Origin of the sequence: Rhodococcus erythropolis NBRC 15567 (assembly GCF_001552595.1) — a bacterium.
In the GTDB taxonomy this organism is placed as follows: Bacteria; Actinomycetota; Actinomycetes; order Mycobacteriales; family Mycobacteriaceae; genus Rhodococcus_F; species Rhodococcus_F erythropolis.
Map to the genome: position 1 here is coordinate 21197 of NZ_BCRM01000008.1, position 17062 is coordinate 38258.

Consider the following 17062-nt stretch of genomic DNA (forward strand, 5'->3'; position numbering starts at 1 on the left):
TAACCGCACCGAATTCGAAAAGAAATTAGGTCTTCTTTAGTTTGGGAACGCTTACCACAATAAGGTCAGACTGGGATGACAGGGCCTCTGACCTGCACTATCTTGGAATTCATGACTTCTGGGGAGACTCACATGACCAAATTCCACGCACTACTCCGAGACCAGATTCGCAACGAGTTCAACGCTTCGCATCAGTACATCGCGACAGCGGTTTACTTCGACAATGCGGACCTGCCACAGCTGGCAAAGCACTTCTACAAGCAGGCTGTGGAAGAGCGTAACCACGCCATGATGATCGTTCAGTATTTCCTCGATCGCGACATCAACGTCGAACTCACCGGCGTCGACGCCGCGAAGGCCGACTTCAAGGATGCCCGTGAGCCCATCGCTCTCGCGCTGACGCAGGAGAAGACGGTCACCGAGCAGATCGTCCAGCTCGCGAGCACTGCCCGCGAAGAAGGCGACTACCTCGGCGAGCAGTTCATGCAGTGGTTCCTCAAGGAGCAGGTCGAGGAAGTTGCCAGCATGACAACACTTCTCACCATCGCGGACCGCGCAGGCGCCAACCTGTTCGACCTCGAAGACTTCGTGTCCCGCGAGATGAGCACCGTCGGTGACACCACCGGTGCGCCGAACGCAGCAGGCGGAACCATCTAGCCTGCAGCACTCACGGATTTTGCCCTCGAGCCGAACGGTTCGCTTCCTGCCAGCAGGATCGAACTGATCAGCTCGGGGGCATCTGTCATCGGTACGTGCCCGAGTCCGGGCAAAACCATCAACTTCGCCTGCGGGAACGGCTTTTTCACGCGCTGCGCTTGGTACACGGGCAGAATGAGATCGCGTCGACCCCACGCAACCGTCACCGGCACAGTGGGATCCACGATGGGCGGCAACACGAAGTCCATCTCGAGACCGAGATCGACGAGTTCGTTGGACACGAGCGAACGGCAGTCGGCCAACGCCGCCGCATAACCGACATGACTCGGATGAGCGAAGAACGCGGCGAGCGCCGGATAGCGAATCAGCTTGTACCGCAATGCACGTGGCAGACCATCGCCCATGAGCTTGGCCGTGCCGCGCAGTGCACGGAACGTGTTGATCGCCCGCACCTGATCGAGGTGATTGACAAAGAACCCGGCCGGCGAAAGAGCTGTCGCCGACGCGACGTCTCCGCGCGCTGCCAGCGAGAGTGCAATCCATCCGCCGAGTGAGTTTCCGGCGACGTGGGCACGCTCCCCCGCCGGAGTCACTTCCTTGACGAACTCACTGACGTCGTCGATCAGCTGTCCCATGACGTCCGGACCGAGTTCGGGTAGCAGGGACTCTCCGTGACCTGGCAGGTCGACCGTGACCACACGGCGATACGGCGTCAGCTGGTCCAAAAGCGAATCCCACGCCTGCCGTCGATGGACAATGCCATGGACGAGCACAAGCGTGGGACCGCTACCGGAGATGTCGTGCGACAAAGTCATGCCGCCAACATTAACCGTAACTTTGCGTAACGCCTATAGTTCTGGCGAAAAAATCAGCGCAGCGTGACCTGGCGTCCGCGCAGGCCGTCGCGCGAGCGCAGCTCGGCCGAGGTCAGTGGAGCATCGACAGCCAGAGCCTCGGCAAGACGCTCACCGAGCTCGACGGTTGCCGCTACCCACTCGTTTGCATGCTTTTCGCGGTCGAGGTCGAAGACGGGGACCAACAGGCCGTGGGTGCGGAACGAGCCTGCGTAGCGCGAGCCCTCACCCAGGTGCAGTCCACCGGTCGCGTGCACGCGCGCCAACGCGAGCATCAGGTCGTCTTCGCTCTCGGGGCGAACCCAACGCAGGTGCGCCTTCTCGCCGGCGTCGACCCACCACGCGGCAACGAGGCCGTCGCCTTCGAGGCGTGCAGAGGGCATGATCGCCGAGTTGGCGTGCTGCACGGTGGCGGCAACCTCAGGATCGGTTTCGACGCCTTCCGGAATCCACCAGTTGAAGTTCTGGTGCACGGTGATGTCGAGCAGAGCCGATGGATCGACAACCTCGGTGACGGCGGGTGTCTCGGAATCGGGGTTCGCGGCAGAAAGCGCGTCGCCGGGGGCCGCGTCCTTGATCCAGTTCACCGAAGCGGCGAGGTCTGCGCCGAGGTCGGCAGAGTGCGCTTGAACCTGGACACCGACAAATCCGGTGGCCGTCTCGCCCTCGTCGCGGACGAGGGCGGCAACAGCGCCGGGGAGGACCGTCGCCAACGTGACGGGACGGTCGGAGCCGATGACCGGCAACGGAGCCGTGGCGGACGGAACGAATTCGCGCAGCGCGACCAGATCGCACTCGGCGGCAAGGCCCTCGAACGGGCGGTTCACTGCGCCGGCAGCGGCTTCACGCTCTGCTTGGCGTGCCGCCAGCTTCTCTGCGCGTGCGCTGCCCTGCTTCGGTCCACTGTTTCTTTTGCTCTTCTTGGCCACGAGGGCAAAATCTACACGCTGCCCAGCCATTGCTTCGTGCGCCCGGGATGGTTGGTGGCCACCCAACTGACCCCGAGCTCACGACACAGGTCCACATCCGCCTTGTCGTCGACGGTCCAGCAGTACGTCGCGCGACCCGCAGCGGCAGCCCGATCGACCAGATCCGGATGTTCGCGCAGCGCCTTGATCGACGGCCCGATCGCCGTGGCGCCGACAGCCGTCGACGCACCACCGCCGAGGTATCGCGACGCGTCACCGAGTAGGACCGTCGGCAGCAGCGGTGCCGAACGACGCACTCGCCAGACCGCAGTAGCCGAGAAAGACATGACCACCGCGCGAGAGTGATCGGCCGACGGCGGCGACGCGATCCCGAAGCGGTGCAGTTCCGCGAGAAGTTTTGCTTCGACCAGGCCGCCGAATCGCACTGGGTGCTTGGTTTCGATGAACAGCTTCACCGGCCGCGCGAAATCCAGGGCGAGGGTGATGAGGTCGGAGAGAGTCAGCAGTTCGGCCGGTTCGCTCGTCGACCCGTAGTCCAGAGCGTTCAGCGAATCGAGCGTCATCTCGCTGACGATCCCCGTGCCGCTGGAGGTGCGATCGACCTTGCGGTCGTGAACGCAGACCAGGTGCCCGTCGCGGGTGAGCCGGACGTCGCATTCGAGCCCGTCGGCACCCTCCTCGAGGGCCAGTTCGTAGGCGGCGAGGGTGTGCTCCGGCCGCGCAGCCGACGCACCTCGGTGCGCAACGACGAGTGGACCTCGACGATCTGGGCTCACAGGGCAGCGGTCTCCTTCTCGTCCAACACCGTCTTCTCTTCCAGCACCGAGCGCGGCACTGGCACCCATCGAGTTTCCGATTCGGGTTCGCCGCGCCAACCCCTGCGCTCGATCCGTCGGATCACGACGAGCGTCAACGACGCGGTGACTGCTGCGACCAATGCGATGAAGGCGTTCAGCAGAACCCCGTCGGCCATTGCCTGAATCCCCGGGCGTGATCGCCAGTACGCGTTGACCACCAGCAGCAGAGCGCTGAACCCCCAGAAGCCCCACCAGATCTTCACCAGCAGAGTTCCGCGCGGATCGCGGCGGACCAACTCGAAGAGATAAACCGCCGGCATCACGAGGTTGAGGATCGGCACAGCGCAGCCGACGACAACTTCCGACGCTGTGCGCGGATCGGATTCCCCGGCACCTGCGAAGTGTTCATGACGCCGACGAAGTAGCCAGCACACACCGGCGACAGCCGCGAAGACCGAGATCAGCAGTCCACCCAACTGAGTGAAGTACACGGCGGCGTCGGAGACCGTGAGAAGCCACTGCGGGATCAGCGTGGTGCGGTTACGCACCAGGATCGCGTATCTGCCCAGTTCGGCGAACACAGCGAGTCCGTAGAGGATTGTCGCGAGTGTCAGCAACGGCCCGACTCGGTCGGCCATCCGGTCCGCTCGCGAGGGCGGCACCGGTGAGGTGTCGACGACGTCCTGCAGTCCCCACTGCGGGACGGCGTCGTAGCGCGGGGTGGTGAGGCTACGACGCACTGGTGCGTCCCCCACGCCGCGTGGGTCGGACGGTGAGCGCGCGATCCAGCGGAAGCCTCGACGGTTGGGTGGTTGGTAGATCTCGGTGCGGGTGGGGATCAGCAGGACGCCGCTGCAGCGCGGGCACCACTGCGTGGGGCCGCCGACTACGGGCCAGCGTGCGGCGCACCGGGCGCAGACCTGAACGACACTCACAACTTCGATTCTGTCACGCCGTATCGGTAACGGCAGCAAATGGATTCACTCCCGATTTGTGATCGAACCTCCACCGCGTTCACCTGCATTGTTCGAATAATGTGACCTCCGCCACTTAAAAACTCGAGTTATCCACAGTTTCCACAGGTTCATCCACAGTTCTGGATGAATGAATCGGGCTTTATCCACAGGTCACGGGCAAGACCCTGAGAATTTGCTGACAGGTGTTAGCGAACGATGCACAGGCTCGAGGATGAATTTGACACCGCAGGTCAGTGAACTTTTGGGCGTCGGCGTCATTTATCCCGGCAAAGTTCACAATCCATTCAGAAATTGCTCCCGAAAAGACAGAAAAGACCGTTATCCCTTTTTTGGGGGAAGTCGGTTTTTGACACACCTGGAAGCATGACCGTCGATGACTTCTCCACAGCCCGAGCCAACTCTTACGTTCACCCCGAAACGGGTCGCGCAGCTCGCGTTCGTGTTGATCGGATGTCAGCTCGTCATTCGCGCCTGGGTTGCCGCGAGCAATTACTTCTACTGGGACGACCTCATCCTGATGGGCCGCGGAGGACGCTTCCCTCTCTTCTCGAGCGAACTCCTGCTCTACGACCACGACGGTCACTTCATGCCCGCGGCCTTCTTCTTCACCGGGTTGATCACCCGCATCGCGCCGTACAACTGGGCGCTGTCGGCAACGCTGCTCGTCATCGGCCAGGCCACGGCGTCGTTGGCGCTTCTGCGCACTCTTCGGTTGGTCCTTGGTTGGCGACCGGCGCTGTTGATTCCGCTGATCCTGTATCTCTTCGTCCCGCTGACCCTTCCGTCGTTCTCGTGGTGGGCGGCCGCACTCAACGCCTTGCCGCTTCAGATCGCGCTTGCCTGGGCATGCGGCGACGCGATCAAGCTGTACCGCACCGGGCATGTGCGCTACGTGTTCTCGGGCACCGCGGTTTTTGTCGTCTCTCTGCTGTTCTTCGAGAAGGCAGTGCTCGTTCCGTTCGTGGCACTCGCTTTTCTGGTGCTGTACTTGCGCACACAAGGTGAAGGAACGCCGATACGAAGTGCGGTCACGAAGTGCCGACGCCTGTGGACGGCCTGCGCCGCCGTGCTCGCGATCTGGATTCCGGTGTATCTGACAACTGTCGAATCTCCGATCACCGGCAACGGCCGTTCCATGTCCACCGAACTGCTGCATCACGGCACGTCTTTGGGGATGCTTCCCACCCTTCTCGGCGGCCCCTGGCGCTGGGAGCGGTGGATCCCCAGCCCCGCCTGGGCCGATCCGCCGACGGTCTTGGTGGCCGCGGCCTGGGCCGCGCTGCTGACGACGGTCGTGATGACCGTGCGTGCCCGACGCGGCGCTGCCTGGATCTGGGCCGCCGCGGCGCTGTACTTCCTGGCCTCTGTCGTGGCGATGACCGCTACCCGATCCGACGCCGACACCACGTACGAGTTGGCGCAGACCTTGCGTTACTTCACGGATTCGGCGACGGTGTTCGCCCTCGCCGCCGCTCTGATTCTCGCTGCACCTCGGCGGCGTCCGGCCCGGATACCCGTCGCAGTCGCCGCCGGCCTGTCGGCGCTCTTCGTGGTCAGTTCGCTCGTCTCGACCGTCACGTTCGTCGACATCTGGCGCGAGAACCCGACTCGCGACTACCTCGCCAACGCGCGAATGTCGTTGTCACAGAATGAGGATGCTCCACTGCTCGAGCAACCCGTCGCGATCGAAGTGCTCCTTCCCGTCGCCTTTCCGAACAATTTGGCAAGCAATGTTCTCGCGCCACTGCCTGATCGCCCCGAATTTTCTTCCAGCACTCCGATTCTGCGCACCATCGACGACAGCGGACGGATTGTCGATGCCGAAGTGACCTGGACGAGAAGGATTCCCGAAGGAGCGGCACCGAACTGCGGCACCCGTGCCGAAGGCCCGACCGAACTCCCCCTCGACGGCCCCCTGGCCGGCTGGGAATGGACGGTGCAGCTCAATTACCTCGCGAGCACCGACGGAACGATCGATGTTGCGTTGGAGTCCGGTGACGCAGTATCGGTACCCGTGACGCAGGGTTTGCACTCGGCATTCGTGCGCCTGGTCGGCCACGGAAACAGTGTGAAGATCACGCCGACAACGCCGGGACTGACGCTGTGTTTCGGCGCCGGACAAGTCGGTGCCGTCGTCCCGACCTCCGCAAAATAGTGGCAGAGTAGAAGTCATGGAGCTGCGTATATTCACCGAACCCCAGCAGGGCGCTACCTACGAACAACTACTGACTGTTGCCCAGACCGCCGAAAAACTCGGCTACGGCGCATTTTTCCGCTCGGACCACTATCTCGCCATGAATTCCGACGGCCTTCCCGGGCCCACCGACGCGTGGATCACGCTCGCCGGAATCGCCCGCGAAACATCCACCATCCGCCTCGGCACTCTGGTGACGTCGGCTACGTTCCGTCACGCCGGACCGCTGGCCATCTCGGTCGCACAGGTCGATCAGATGAGTGGTGGCCGCGTAGACCTCGGCATCGGTGCCGGCTGGTACGAGGAAGAGCACCAGGCGTACGGCATCCCGTTCCCGGCGCTCAAGGATCGCTTCGAACTGCTCGAGGAAACTCTCGACGTAGTGACCGGCCTGTGGCGTACGCCGGTCGGCGACACGTTCGACTACGACGGTAAGCACGTGCAGATCAAGAACTCTCCCGCGCTTCCCAAACCGCACCAGGTCGACGGTCCGCCGATCCTGATCGGTGGCACGGGCAAGAAGAAGACTCCGGCACTCGCCGCTCGGTTCGCGAACGAGTTCAACATCCCGTTCAAGTCCCTCGTGGAAACAAAGGACATCTTTGCGCGGGTTCGTCAGGCTTGCGTCGAGCACGAGCGCGATCCGAACGAATTGGTGTACTCCAACGCTCTCGTCCTGTGCTGCGGCCGCGACGAGGCGGAGATCAAGAAGCGCGCCGAAGCGATCGGACGCGACGTGGACGAGCTACGTGAGAACGGTCTGGCCGGAACACCTTCGGAGCTGGTCGACAAGATCGGCACTTTCGCCGAGGCCGGTTCACAGCGCGTGTATCTGCAGACTCTCGATCTGGCCGATCTGGATCATCTCGAACTCGTCGCAAGCGAGGTCATGCCCCAACTGCAGTGAGGAAAGGTCCGGGATCTACAGCGCGTTCGCGTCGAGGAACGCGCGTAGGTCTCGGTCCCACTGGGCCGAGCGGGAACGATCGAGAAAGACCCGCACCAGCATGAACGCGATGACCAACAGGGACATCACGCTGAACCAGGTGAAAACCCCGGTGACCACGGCTGCGACGTCGGCAGCACTCTGCGTGATCGGAGCTACGGTCTTGTCGCCGTGATCGTTGACGTAGATGGGGACCTCGGTGCCGACGGGCGTCGCCGAGTCGACAGTGACATCACCCGTGTGAACCTCACCGTTCCAGTTCCATTGCGCGCTGGCCATTTCGGTGGTCGGCGCAATGTAATCGGCTGTCGAGGCGGTGGTCTGCGTCGAATCTGCAGTCGTCGTCGCCGAAATGCTGTGTAGTTCGGCGGATTGTTTGGCGATCAGTGCGTTCTGGCTCGAAGCCGTCGCAGCCCCTGCCCATACCGCGAGAGGCAGCAGAAGAATCGCGAAAATGATCAGACCGAAGGACATGAATCCTTCGATCCGATCACTGCGGCGAACCATCGGATCGTGGCCTACATGAATGGTGCGTCGGAGCAGCGACGCAGTTCCTCGCGTACTACCTGACATTATTAGCTCAGTTCTCTCGACGACACACTCTTACATCGAGATTCCCTTTGTTTCGATCTAGTTGCAAGTGTTAACGAGCTGAATCACATGTGTCCTCCAACACCTGTCCAGTTATTCACTCGGCGGAAGGATGTCCGTCTGCGCCGGAACCTGATCCTGACGGAGCAATCCGACCGGGCAACTGACGCCGGTGGCATGCACCGGGCAGTAGCCGCCGGGGTTCTTCGCCAAATACTGCTGGTGGTAATCCTCCGCGTAGAAGAAGTCGCGCAGCGGACCGATTTCGGTGGTGATCGCGCCGTATCCGGCTTCGGCAAGTCGTTCACCGAAAGCGACGGCCGACGCATGAGCGATTTCTTCCTGCTCGGCGGACGTCGTGAAGATCGCCGAACGGTACTGCGAGCCCTGGTCGTTACCCTGACGCATCCCCTGCGTCGGATCGTGGTTCTCCCAGAAGTGCGCCAGGATCTGCTCGTAGGAGATCACTGCGGGATCGAAGACCACCAGCACCACTTCGGTGTGACCCGTACGTCCGGAGCACGTTTCTTCGTACGTCGGGTTGGGGGTGAAGCCTCCCGCATAACCCGCAGCGGTTGTGTACACACCGGGAAGCTGCCAGAACTCCTTCTCGGCGCCCCAGAAACAACCCATCCCGACGACGACGGTCTGCAGTTCGGCCGGAAACGGCGGCGTCAACGGATGCCCGTTGACGTAGTGCGCGGTAGGTACCGGCATTTTCTGCTCTCGCCCGGGCAGGGCGTCCTCAGGCGCGATCAGCGTGGATTTTGCGGACGCTCGTCCCAGAATGTCGTCGTACCAGCTCATGCTTCGATGCTACGCGTGAGCGGCTGTTTCGCCACGCCGTGACCGCGCGGGCGCCGGGCAGCTCCACCCACCGGTAGCCGATTTCTGCTACCGCGGCCGTTGCCAGAAGGAACAGCGCGAACGCCAGCGTCGGTCCGACGTACAAAACGGTGTTCTCGACAACGCGGTACAGGATCAGGGTGTGCACGAGATAGATGATGTAACTGCGCGTCGAAAGCCATTTCACGACTGACCAGCGCGTCGGGACACCGTCGTAGCGGCCGATGAGAACTACCGCTGCGGCGACTACCGAAATGGTCCACAGGTAGTGCTCGCCGGCCCAGTAGACGCGGAACTGGGTCGCCACGATGATGACGTGCATCTGAACGAGGACGGCAACGATCAGCCAGCGGCCGGGAGCGAGCTTGGCCCACGCGAGGTACATGATCTGACCGAGGAAGACGGCCGGCAGCGTCGCGGCGATCTTGGACAGCATCGGCACGGTGTACGGCAACGGCGCGTAGACGTTGTAGAGCAGCACCAGTGAGCACAGTGCTCCGCCGGCGAGCGGCATGACGATTGGACGCAGACGCAATATCGGTCGAGCCGCGACGCAGGCGAGATAGAAGAGGAACTGGACGGTGAGCGTCCAGGTCACTCCGAGAACCGCTACCTCGGGCTTGAGAAAGAATCCGCCGAGAAAAAAGCTCATCAACGCTTCGGTATCGGAAATACCTTCCTGACCGCTGAACATTCCGTTGATTCCGAGGCGGACCAGAAGAATGGCAATCGCGGTTGCCACCCAGAATGCGGGCAGCAGGCGGCTGAATCGGTTGGTCAAGAACTTTCCGGGGCCGTCACGAATCGCGGACCGCGTCACCAGAGCGCCGGTCAGCATCATGAATACCGCGACGCCGACAAAAGAGAGGTGCTGGTTGAGTTCGGCGGGCTCGATCAGAACGCCGTAAACGACGTCGATCACCCACCAGCCCGAGCCGAGATCGTCGATGACGTAAAAAGAGATGTGGGAGTAGATCACGGCGGCAACCGCCAGTGCTCGCAGCAGGTCAGCGCCCGGAAGATTCACCCGAGGCGCGGCCGCCTCTGGTGATTCCGGGAGGAAAACTGGTGCGGGCATCGCGCAAGTTTAAGGTTCCGTTCACCTTTACGACGAATTTGCGCATATTAGCTTACCCTTAGATCCGACTAAGTTCGGTTAACCAAACTTTATTCTTTGGTGATTACTACCTGAGCCGGACTGTTGCGGACGGTGTACGAATGTTATTGGGTGGAAACCCGAAGAATGATTTGCACATACGCGAGTGACGTCACGCCGTGACCGGTGATCGACGCACTCTAAAGCACCAGGGCTCACCAGCCCGCAAAGAAGGGACCCTCGTGTCTGTTTACACGCTGCCGGAACTCCCCTACGACTACGCAGCCCTCGAGCCGCACATCTCGGGCAAGATCATGGAGCTGCATCACGACAAGCACCACGCGGCTTACGTTGCCGGCGCCAACGCTGCACTCGAGAAGCTGGCCGAGGCTCGTGAGAACGACACCATCGCAGCGCAGGCCAACCTGCTCGAGAAGAACCTGGCGTTCCACCTCGGTGGCCACACCAACCACACCGTTTTCTGGAACAACCTCAGCGCTGACGGTGGCGACAAGCCCGAAGGCGAGCTCGCCGCAGCGATCGACGACAACTTCGGTTCGTTCGATCTCTTCCGCGCTCACTTCTCCGCGAACGCCAACGCCATCCAGGGCTCCGGCTGGTCCATCCTCGCGTGGGACTCGATCGGACAGCGTCTGATCATCGTCCAGCTCTACGATCAGCAGGGCAACATCTCCATCGGCCTCACGCCGCTGCTGCTCCTCGACATGTGGGAGCACGCTTTCTACCTCGACTACCAGAACGTCAAGGGCGACTACGTCAAGGCATTCTGGAACATCGTCAACTGGAACGACGTTTCGGCTCGCTTCGACCGTGCACGTACCCAGACCGCAGGTCTGATCGTCTAGTCACAGCTCTTCTTGCGAACGGCGGCGCCTCACCAGGGGCGCCGCCGTTCGCGTCAGCAGAGCGCCACCGAGCAGGACCGTCGTGGCTCCGAAGACCAATGCCAGTGTGCGAGTTCCGGAGTCACCACTGTTCGCGCTGGTCTGATTCACGGCCACCGGATCCGACAGCACCGAGGTCAACTGAACCTGCTGCGGAGTGGTCATCGCCGGAATACCGGATTTTGCGCCGTCGAGGCCCGTGACCAATGACTTGGCGATCCCTTGCAGCGTCGTGAATCCCTGGGTGATCTGATCGGTCACGTCGCCGAGCATCTGCGGTGCCTGATCGGCGATGGGGATGAGTCCGTCGTTCAATTGTCCGGCAGCACTGCTCAGTTGATCGCTTGCGCCTTGCAGCTGCCCGACAGCGGTGCGGACTAGATCACCGAGCTCCGTATCGGGTCCGACCGAGCCACCCAACAGTGCCGGAACGGTGCCCAATTGCGCATTCAGCGCACCGAGATCCGAACTCACACCGGCCAGTTGCGCTGTCACGTCGGGCGGGATCGGAAGGCCGTTCAACGCAGTTTGCAACGTGTCGATCCGTGTCTTCAATTCCGCGGTCGACGACGACGCCTCCCCCAGCGTCAGGCCCAGTGAGTCAGCGCGCGTGGCCAGCTCTTCCGCCGACCCCGACGCCTGATCGACCACGCCGGATACCTGGTCCGCCACGCTCATCAACTCCAACGCTCCCGAGCGTGCGGTCTCGAGATACGGCAGCAGAGTGCCTGCGCCTGCCTTCACCTGATCGATGGACTTTCCGGCCTCGTTGGTGCCGGCGACCAGAATCTGTGCGGTGGTGAGGTTTTGATCGATCGAGCGCCTGGCGGCCGAAGCCTGAGCCAGCAAACCCTTGATTCCGTCCGCGCCGACCTGCGCCGATACGGCCCGAGTCAACTCGGCGGACTTCTCCGAGTCCGAGCCATTCACCGCCAGTTCGACACTGGCTTGGCGGGGATCAGTGCCGAACATCGACGCGACGGTTTCGCTGAAGTCTTCCGGCACCGTCAACGTCGCGAAGTAGTTCCCGCCGGGGTTGTCGACCACCTGGAAGTCGAAGTCTTCGTTCTTGCCCAACGTGTCCACCAGGGTGTCGCCGGCCCGAAGTTCCTTGCCGTCGAGCGTGGTTCCCGCGTCGGCGTTCACGATCGCGACGGTGTTCGAGGAATCGGCACCGCCCGCGAAGATCACGAACCCGATCCCCGCCACCGCAGCCGCGACAATCGCGGCCACACCACCCACTGCCAGCCGTCGACCGAGGCGTGACGGCTGGCGGTGGGAGTTCTCGGTGGTGTTCTCGGCGCTCATGGGCGAGACGATAAAGCAACAACTTGTAGAAACACTGAGAAGTTCTAGGTGGGCGCCGGGGTCGGTTTCGCTTCTTCTTTCGGGTCTTCATCCGGTTCGGTTCGAGGACCACTGATCAGGATGTCCGCCCAGCGTGTGGCCGGGTCGATGTCGAGCAGGACGGCCTTCACCAGCAACGAGAGCGGAATCGCCAGCAATGCTCCGAGTGCTCCGAGAACCCACGCCCAGAAGACAAGCGAGAGGAAGGTCATCGTCACCGACAGCCCGACGGCGTCGCCGACGAACTTGGGTTGGATGATGGACTGGATCACGAAGTTGATGACGGAGTAGACGACGATCACCCACAGCATCAGCCACGGCCCGCCCTGAAGGAGTCCCAGGAGCGCCGGTGGGATGACGCCGATGACAAACCCGATGTTGGGGATGTAGTTGGTGATGAAGGACAGTAGCGCCCACAGGACGGGCAGCTGAATGCCCATCAGCCACAGCGCGCCACCGTCGAGTACCGCCACGATGAGGCCGAAGACCGTCGAGACGACCAGATATTTGCGAGTGCCGGCGGCAAAGGTGGAGAGCGCGTAGGAGATTTCGGGACGTTGCTCGGACAGCACATTCAACCGTGAGCGGATACTCATGCCGTCGAAAGCCATGAACAGCAACAGCGCGAGGATGAACACCAGATCCGACAGAATGCCGAGCAGACCCTCCAGCCCACTTTCGAGTACGCCCACGACCTTCGTGAGATCGATACTGCTGAGTGTGCTTTGGATCTGTTCGGTGCTGACTCCGAAGTCGGCCAACTTGTCGCGGCCCTCGTTGAGGAGGTTGGTCATCTCCTCGGAGTATTGAGGCAGGATTGTCGCCAACTGGGCCGTCGACACGATCAACGACGCCGCCAACCCGAGCAGAATCAGGTACACGGTGACCAGTGAGCCGAGCATCCCGACCCACTTGGGCCATCCTCGTCGCTGTGACCAATCCTGAATGGGCTGAACGGCAATCGTCAGCACGAGCGCCAGGAATACCGGTCCGAGGATGCCGCCGAACACCTTCATTCCGCCGACGGCAACCACGGTGGCCGCGAGACCGAGCAGGACGATCAGACCGCGCGGGATCGACCAGTTCGCACTACCGGAAAGCGTGGGGATCGGAGCGGGAGCCGCGGCGGCCGGCTTGCCCTTCTTAGAGAACACCGGCTTCCTTTGCCCGGCTTCTGATCTGGAATGCGCCCACGATCATGAAGAGGCCGAACAAGATTGCGTACCAACCCAACAACCAGATGAGGCTGATGATGCCTTCGCCTGGTGCGATCAGAAGGATGATGCCGAAGATGACCGCGAGCACCGACGCGGCGAGCAGCCATCCCCAACTGGATCCGGGCAGCGCTTTCATCTTGAAGGCGCCGACAATTCCGAAGATTCCGAACATGATGGCGTAGAAGGCAATTATGTACAGAAGTACCAGCGCCGTGATGCCTGGCCAGACCAGCGCGACGATACCGGCTCCCACCGAAACGACGCCGGTGAACACCCACCATCCCCACGAACTCAGGTGTTCGCGGTCCCGGATGGCTCGAACGAGCGTGATCAAGCCGTCGACAATGGAGTAGATACCGAACAGGAAGACCAAGGCCACCACGGTAATTCCCGGCCACACGAGCGCAATGATTCCGAAGATCACGCCGAAGATTCCGCGGATCAGGATCATCCACCAGATCTCTTTGCCGTACTGCACGAACGGGTTCTGCGTGACCATCAGTAGCCTCCGAAGCAAGCGGGTGTCTCTGACCGATTCAACAGCTCTTCAAACAGGGCAATACCGACAGATCGTATGGCTATCGTGACCTTTCCGCCCATCGAAACGCGCGGCTGATACCGAGTTGTGCTCTTCGGGTACGAAGCGAGGGGACTTTCAGCCTGCTTCCCGAATACTTGCTTCCCGAATACCGGGCGCGGTCCACGATCCCGAAAGCACTGCAGCCTTCGGCCAGTACAGGCGCAGAAAGACGTTGAAGTCACCGGACGGAGCCGGCAACCAGTTCCGCTCCTTCTCGCCACCAGGCGACTCGTGCTGGAGATAGATGTCCAACGAGCCGTCGTCGGCGAACACCAGATCACTTCGATCGCCGATGGCATATCGATCGATCGGGTTGTCCACGAAGTACTGCCGCTCGTTCATCATCGTGAGCGACCAGAATCCCTCGACCGGCGGGAGCTCGTCCTTCTCGAAATGAAGTACGTACTTCTTCTCACCGGTCAGAGGCTTACCGTCGACGTCCGTCGTAGCGTGCGGGTACACGGCATCTGCGTCGAGGTTGGCCCCGAAACCGAGCCAGACGATCAGAGCCCGCTGAGCGTAATGAGTCCCGTAATGCCCCAAGCCGCGGTGCATCGTCCAGCCGTTCTTCGGATTGCCTTCCGCCTCCTTGGCGATCTCGCTCAGCACATCCATTCCGGTTCGCGCAGCTCGGTCGAGGGCATCACGCACCTCTTGCGGGCGCGACTTCCAGGGCAGCGACGAGCCGATTCCGATGTCGGACAGCTGTTTCATCATCTCGGTATCCTCCGGACGCGGAGGATTGTCGTCGAGAAGTGCGTCGAGCGTGGTGAAGAAGGCCTCGCCGTCCATTGCGGCCACCTGGTCCACCGGCGGTGTGCGCGTGTCGACAGCAGAGTTCACCGGAACTTCTCCGGGCGTGTAGTCCTGCGGATCACCCGTCCACTCCGACAGTGGTGTGAGTCGCGTCCGGTCCTGCAGGCTGTGCACTTCGGCCAGGTCTGTTCCCCCTGACGTCGCGTAGCGGGCGACTATCCAATTCATCGCCGTCGGCGACCGCAGCAGCGTCAAACCCTTGGGCACGTTGCCTTTCCAATTCGGTCCGGCCACCAGGTACGGTCCCCCGGTGCGTCCTACCGTCCGAGATCCCGGCACCGTGAAGACGTCGCTCCACGCGTCGAGGATGGGGACCAACCAGTACCGGGTGCCGAAGTCCGGCAGCGAGAGCACCTGCGGTTCCGTCGAGACGTCCAGCCACCCCGACGAGTAGAGAGTGTCCGCGTTCGGCGAGACGACATCGGTGAAGCTCGCGTCGGGCGTCGTACGCGCATAAGCGAACTGGTTGAGCGGGGCTTTCATCGCCACCGGGGTCGGCGTCGCCGTCATGACGTCACACGATACCGCCGCAATCAACAGGGGATACCCGAAGATCCACGCCTGCGTTGCCAGGTCTTCGAGCCGAGAACGGTTCTTCGACAGAGTCATGCCTGCGCATACCACCGCTCTCACCAGCGCAAACCTGGCTGGCACTCTCCCTGTCTTGTGTGCCAGTACCGAATAGGTGCATATTTCGATTACCCAACGAGGTGTGCCGGACCGACGCATGCGCGTCAGACCGAGATTTGCCCCAGCACCGAGGGAGGAACAGAAATGAACAGAAACGAAGCAATAGGCATTTCTCCGTTCCAAGCCGCTGGGTCTTTGCAGGGTTTCGTCATTTCCGGCCGTTGGCCGGACACCACCCAGGAGTGGGCGCAGCTTCTCGCCCTGGCTGTCCGAGTGGCCTCGATGCCGGGATTGTTGCCGACGACGACGGTCTTCGGAGTGCGTGAGGACGTTCCCGAGGATCCGCAACCCGGCACCGTCGGTCTGGTGGTTGCCGAAGGTCCGGTGCTCGGCGATTTTGCACTGACACCCGGCCGTTTCTCCGACCATCAGCCGCCGGCACTGATCATGCTGCACCCGCCGTCGGAAACTACCCCCAGCCTGCCGGAATGCGAGGGAAGCGCGTCGGGGTGCGTACTACTGCCAGGACTTCCCTACCTGGGCTTGGAGCATCGTGCGGCCTGGGTGGAGGCAGAGCCGGACGGCACGGTCGTCTCCATGATCAGCCGCGTCGGCATCGATTTGATCAGCGATCCCGACACCGCTGTTTTGGCCATGCTCCTCGCTTCGTGACGGCCGCGGTAAGCGATAAGTTCGGACTCCCAAACTTGCTGTGCGCTTTGCCAATTCGAGCCGACCGCGCTAACGTGGGTAGCAACGAAGGGGAGTAGCCCCCAATCGCCTGTGTCGACATACTGGTTCGACGCGTTCCGCCTGGTGCGGATCGCGAAGCACCCGGCCTGGCGAACCGAAGGTCCTGTGGCCTCGGTGGGCGAGACCTTCGGCCGGACAAGCGCACTATGCGCCTGCCCAGGCCGGAGGCTCGCATTTTTCCTCCGACCTACACCGACCGGAGGAGTAAACCTTGCTTGCCGCAATACTTTTGAGTTTCGGCGTCATCTTCGTCGCGGAACTCGGCGACAAGTCGCAACTGATGGCAATGACGTTTGCCTTGCGATATCGCTGGTGGGTCGTTCTCGGCGGAATCACCGTCGCCACCACCCTTGTTCACCTTGTCTCGGTCGCCGTCGGCCACTACCTGGGCGTCGCACTCCCCACCGCGGCAATCTCCATCGTCGGCGGTATCGCGTTCCTGATCTTCGGCCTCTGGACCCTGCGCGGTGACGATCTCACCGACGACGAGCAGAACAAGGCCGGTCGCGTCACGCGATCCGCCTTCATCGCCGTCGCGTCGGCCTTCTTCCTGGCAGAACTCGGCGACAAGACCATGCTCGCCACCATCACCCTTGCGACCGACAACGACTGGATCGGCGTCTGGATCGGGTCGACGGTAGGCATGGTGGCGGCCGACGCTCTCGCCATCATCGTCGGCTCGGTACTGGGCAAGCACCTCCCGGACGGATTCATCAAGATCGGCGCCGCGGTGCTGTTCTTCGTCTTCGGTGTCTGGCTGCTGCTCGAGGGCATCTTCCCCGACTCGTCGGCCGGCATCATCGGCGGTGGCGTTGTCCTGGCAGTGTCCGTACTGGGTGCGCTGGCGCGGATGATCTGGAAGCGCTCCCGTGCGACCGACTCCGATACACACCTCGTCGACGACAATCGGACGCCGATCGACTGACG

17 protein-coding genes are annotated in these 17062 nt (G+C 62.1%); 6 read left to right on the forward strand and 11 right to left on the reverse strand.

The window, feature by feature from the left end; genetic code table 11:
- Window positions 1-111 precede the first annotated feature (111 nt).
- Entirely contained in the window at window positions 112-657 is a 546-nt protein-coding gene (locus RE4_RS12985; RefSeq protein ID WP_024487904.1) for a ferritin, read from the forward strand.
- On the opposite strand, the gene RE4_RS12990 is transcribed toward RE4_RS12985, so the two are convergent.
- Genes RE4_RS12990 through RE4_RS13005 form a run of 4 tightly spaced genes read right to left on the reverse strand, consistent with a single transcriptional unit; the run spans window position 654 to window position 4172 of the window.
- Window positions 654-1472 (reverse strand): alpha/beta fold hydrolase, encoded by an 819-nt coding sequence (locus RE4_RS12990; RefSeq protein WP_003944129.1) that lies wholly within the window; start codon window positions 1470-1472, stop codon window positions 654-656. The genes RE4_RS12985 and RE4_RS12990 overlap by 4 nt on opposite strands.
- Window positions 1473-1525: 53 nt before the next feature.
- A complete protein-coding gene (locus RE4_RS12995; protein WP_021342421.1) occupies window positions 1526-2440 on the reverse strand; it encodes a DUF5926 family protein in 915 nt (304 codons plus the stop codon).
- 11 nt (window positions 2441-2451) lie between these two features.
- Entirely contained in the window at window positions 2452-3216 is a 765-nt protein-coding gene (locus RE4_RS13000) for a glycerophosphodiester phosphodiesterase (RefSeq protein ID WP_019746370.1), read from the reverse strand.
- On the reverse strand, window positions 3213-4172 hold the full coding sequence (locus RE4_RS13005) for a DUF4328 domain-containing protein (protein ID WP_060938693.1): 960 nt from the start codon (window positions 4170-4172) through the stop codon (window positions 3213-3215). Before RE4_RS13005 ends, RE4_RS13000 begins: the two co-directional genes overlap by 4 nt.
- A 415-nt stretch (window positions 4173-4587) precedes the next feature.
- Between RE4_RS13005 and RE4_RS13010 the strand changes: the two genes are divergently transcribed.
- Window positions 4588-6369 carry a hypothetical protein gene (locus RE4_RS13010; protein ID WP_060938694.1) on the forward strand — a complete coding sequence of 594 codons (1782 nt, stop codon included), beginning with the start codon at window positions 4588-4590 and terminating at the stop codon, window positions 6367-6369.
- A 16-nt stretch (window positions 6370-6385) separates the two neighbouring features.
- Window positions 6386-7315, forward strand: a complete 930-nt coding sequence (locus RE4_RS13015; RefSeq protein ID WP_060938695.1) for an LLM class F420-dependent oxidoreductase — start codon at window positions 6386-6388, stop codon at window positions 7313-7315.
- A gap of 15 nt (window positions 7316-7330) precedes the next feature.
- Here the strand turns inward: RE4_RS13015 and RE4_RS13020 are convergent, their stop codons facing one another.
- The 3 genes from RE4_RS13020 to RE4_RS13030 form a co-directional block, all read right to left on the reverse strand.
- Window positions 7331-7927, reverse strand: coding sequence for an Rv1733c family protein (locus RE4_RS13020; protein ID WP_020905734.1), 597 nt, complete (start codon window positions 7925-7927; stop codon window positions 7331-7333).
- Window positions 7928-8038: 111 nt separating this feature from the next.
- A complete protein-coding gene (msrA, locus tag RE4_RS13025) occupies window positions 8039-8752 on the reverse strand; it encodes a peptide-methionine (S)-S-oxide reductase MsrA (RefSeq protein ID WP_020905733.1) in 714 nt (237 codons plus the stop codon).
- Window positions 8691-9869, reverse strand: a complete 1179-nt coding sequence (locus RE4_RS13030) for an acyltransferase family protein (RefSeq protein ID WP_020968085.1) — start codon at window positions 9867-9869, stop codon at window positions 8691-8693. Before RE4_RS13030 ends, msrA begins: the two co-directional genes overlap by 62 nt.
- 260 nt (window positions 9870-10129) lie before the next feature.
- Between RE4_RS13030 and RE4_RS13035 the strand changes: the two genes are divergently transcribed.
- On the forward strand, window positions 10130-10753 hold the full coding sequence (locus RE4_RS13035) for a superoxide dismutase (RefSeq protein WP_003944189.1): 624 nt from the start codon (window positions 10130-10132) through the stop codon (window positions 10751-10753).
- Here the strand turns inward: RE4_RS13035 and RE4_RS13040 are convergent, their stop codons facing one another.
- From RE4_RS13040 to RE4_RS13055, 4 genes are all read right to left on the reverse strand, one after another.
- The gene (locus RE4_RS13040) at window positions 10754-12100 is read right to left on the reverse strand and encodes a YhgE/Pip domain-containing protein (protein WP_060938696.1); all 1347 of its coding nucleotides are present in this window, start codon (window positions 12098-12100) and stop codon (window positions 10754-10756) included.
- 44 nt (window positions 12101-12144) lie between these two features.
- Entirely contained in the window at window positions 12145-13293 is a 1149-nt protein-coding gene (locus tag RE4_RS13045; RefSeq protein WP_020905730.1) for an AI-2E family transporter, read from the reverse strand.
- Window positions 13283-13855 carry an HdeD family acid-resistance protein gene (locus RE4_RS13050; RefSeq protein WP_019746361.1) on the reverse strand — a complete coding sequence of 191 codons (573 nt, stop codon included), beginning with the start codon at window positions 13853-13855 and terminating at the stop codon, window positions 13283-13285. The genes RE4_RS13045 and RE4_RS13050 overlap by 11 nt, the downstream gene beginning before the upstream one ends.
- Before the next feature lie 156 nt (window positions 13856-14011).
- Window positions 14012-15361: a DUF1254 domain-containing protein gene (locus tag RE4_RS13055; protein WP_060938697.1), complete on the reverse strand. Its 1350-nt coding sequence runs from the start codon at window positions 15359-15361 to the stop codon at window positions 14012-14014.
- Window positions 15362-15526: 165 nt separating this feature from the next.
- Between RE4_RS13055 and RE4_RS13060 the strand changes: the two genes are divergently transcribed.
- Both RE4_RS13060 and RE4_RS13065 read left to right on the forward strand, forming a co-directional pair.
- On the forward strand, window positions 15527-16054 hold the full coding sequence (locus RE4_RS13060) for a hypothetical protein (RefSeq protein ID WP_019746359.1): 528 nt from the start codon (window positions 15527-15529) through the stop codon (window positions 16052-16054).
- A gap of 292 nt (window positions 16055-16346) precedes the next feature.
- Window positions 16347-17060 carry a TMEM165/GDT1 family protein gene (locus RE4_RS13065; protein WP_019746358.1) on the forward strand — a complete coding sequence of 238 codons (714 nt, stop codon included), beginning with the start codon at window positions 16347-16349 and terminating at the stop codon, window positions 17058-17060.
- The last annotated feature ends 2 nt before the right edge of the window (window positions 17061-17062 follow it).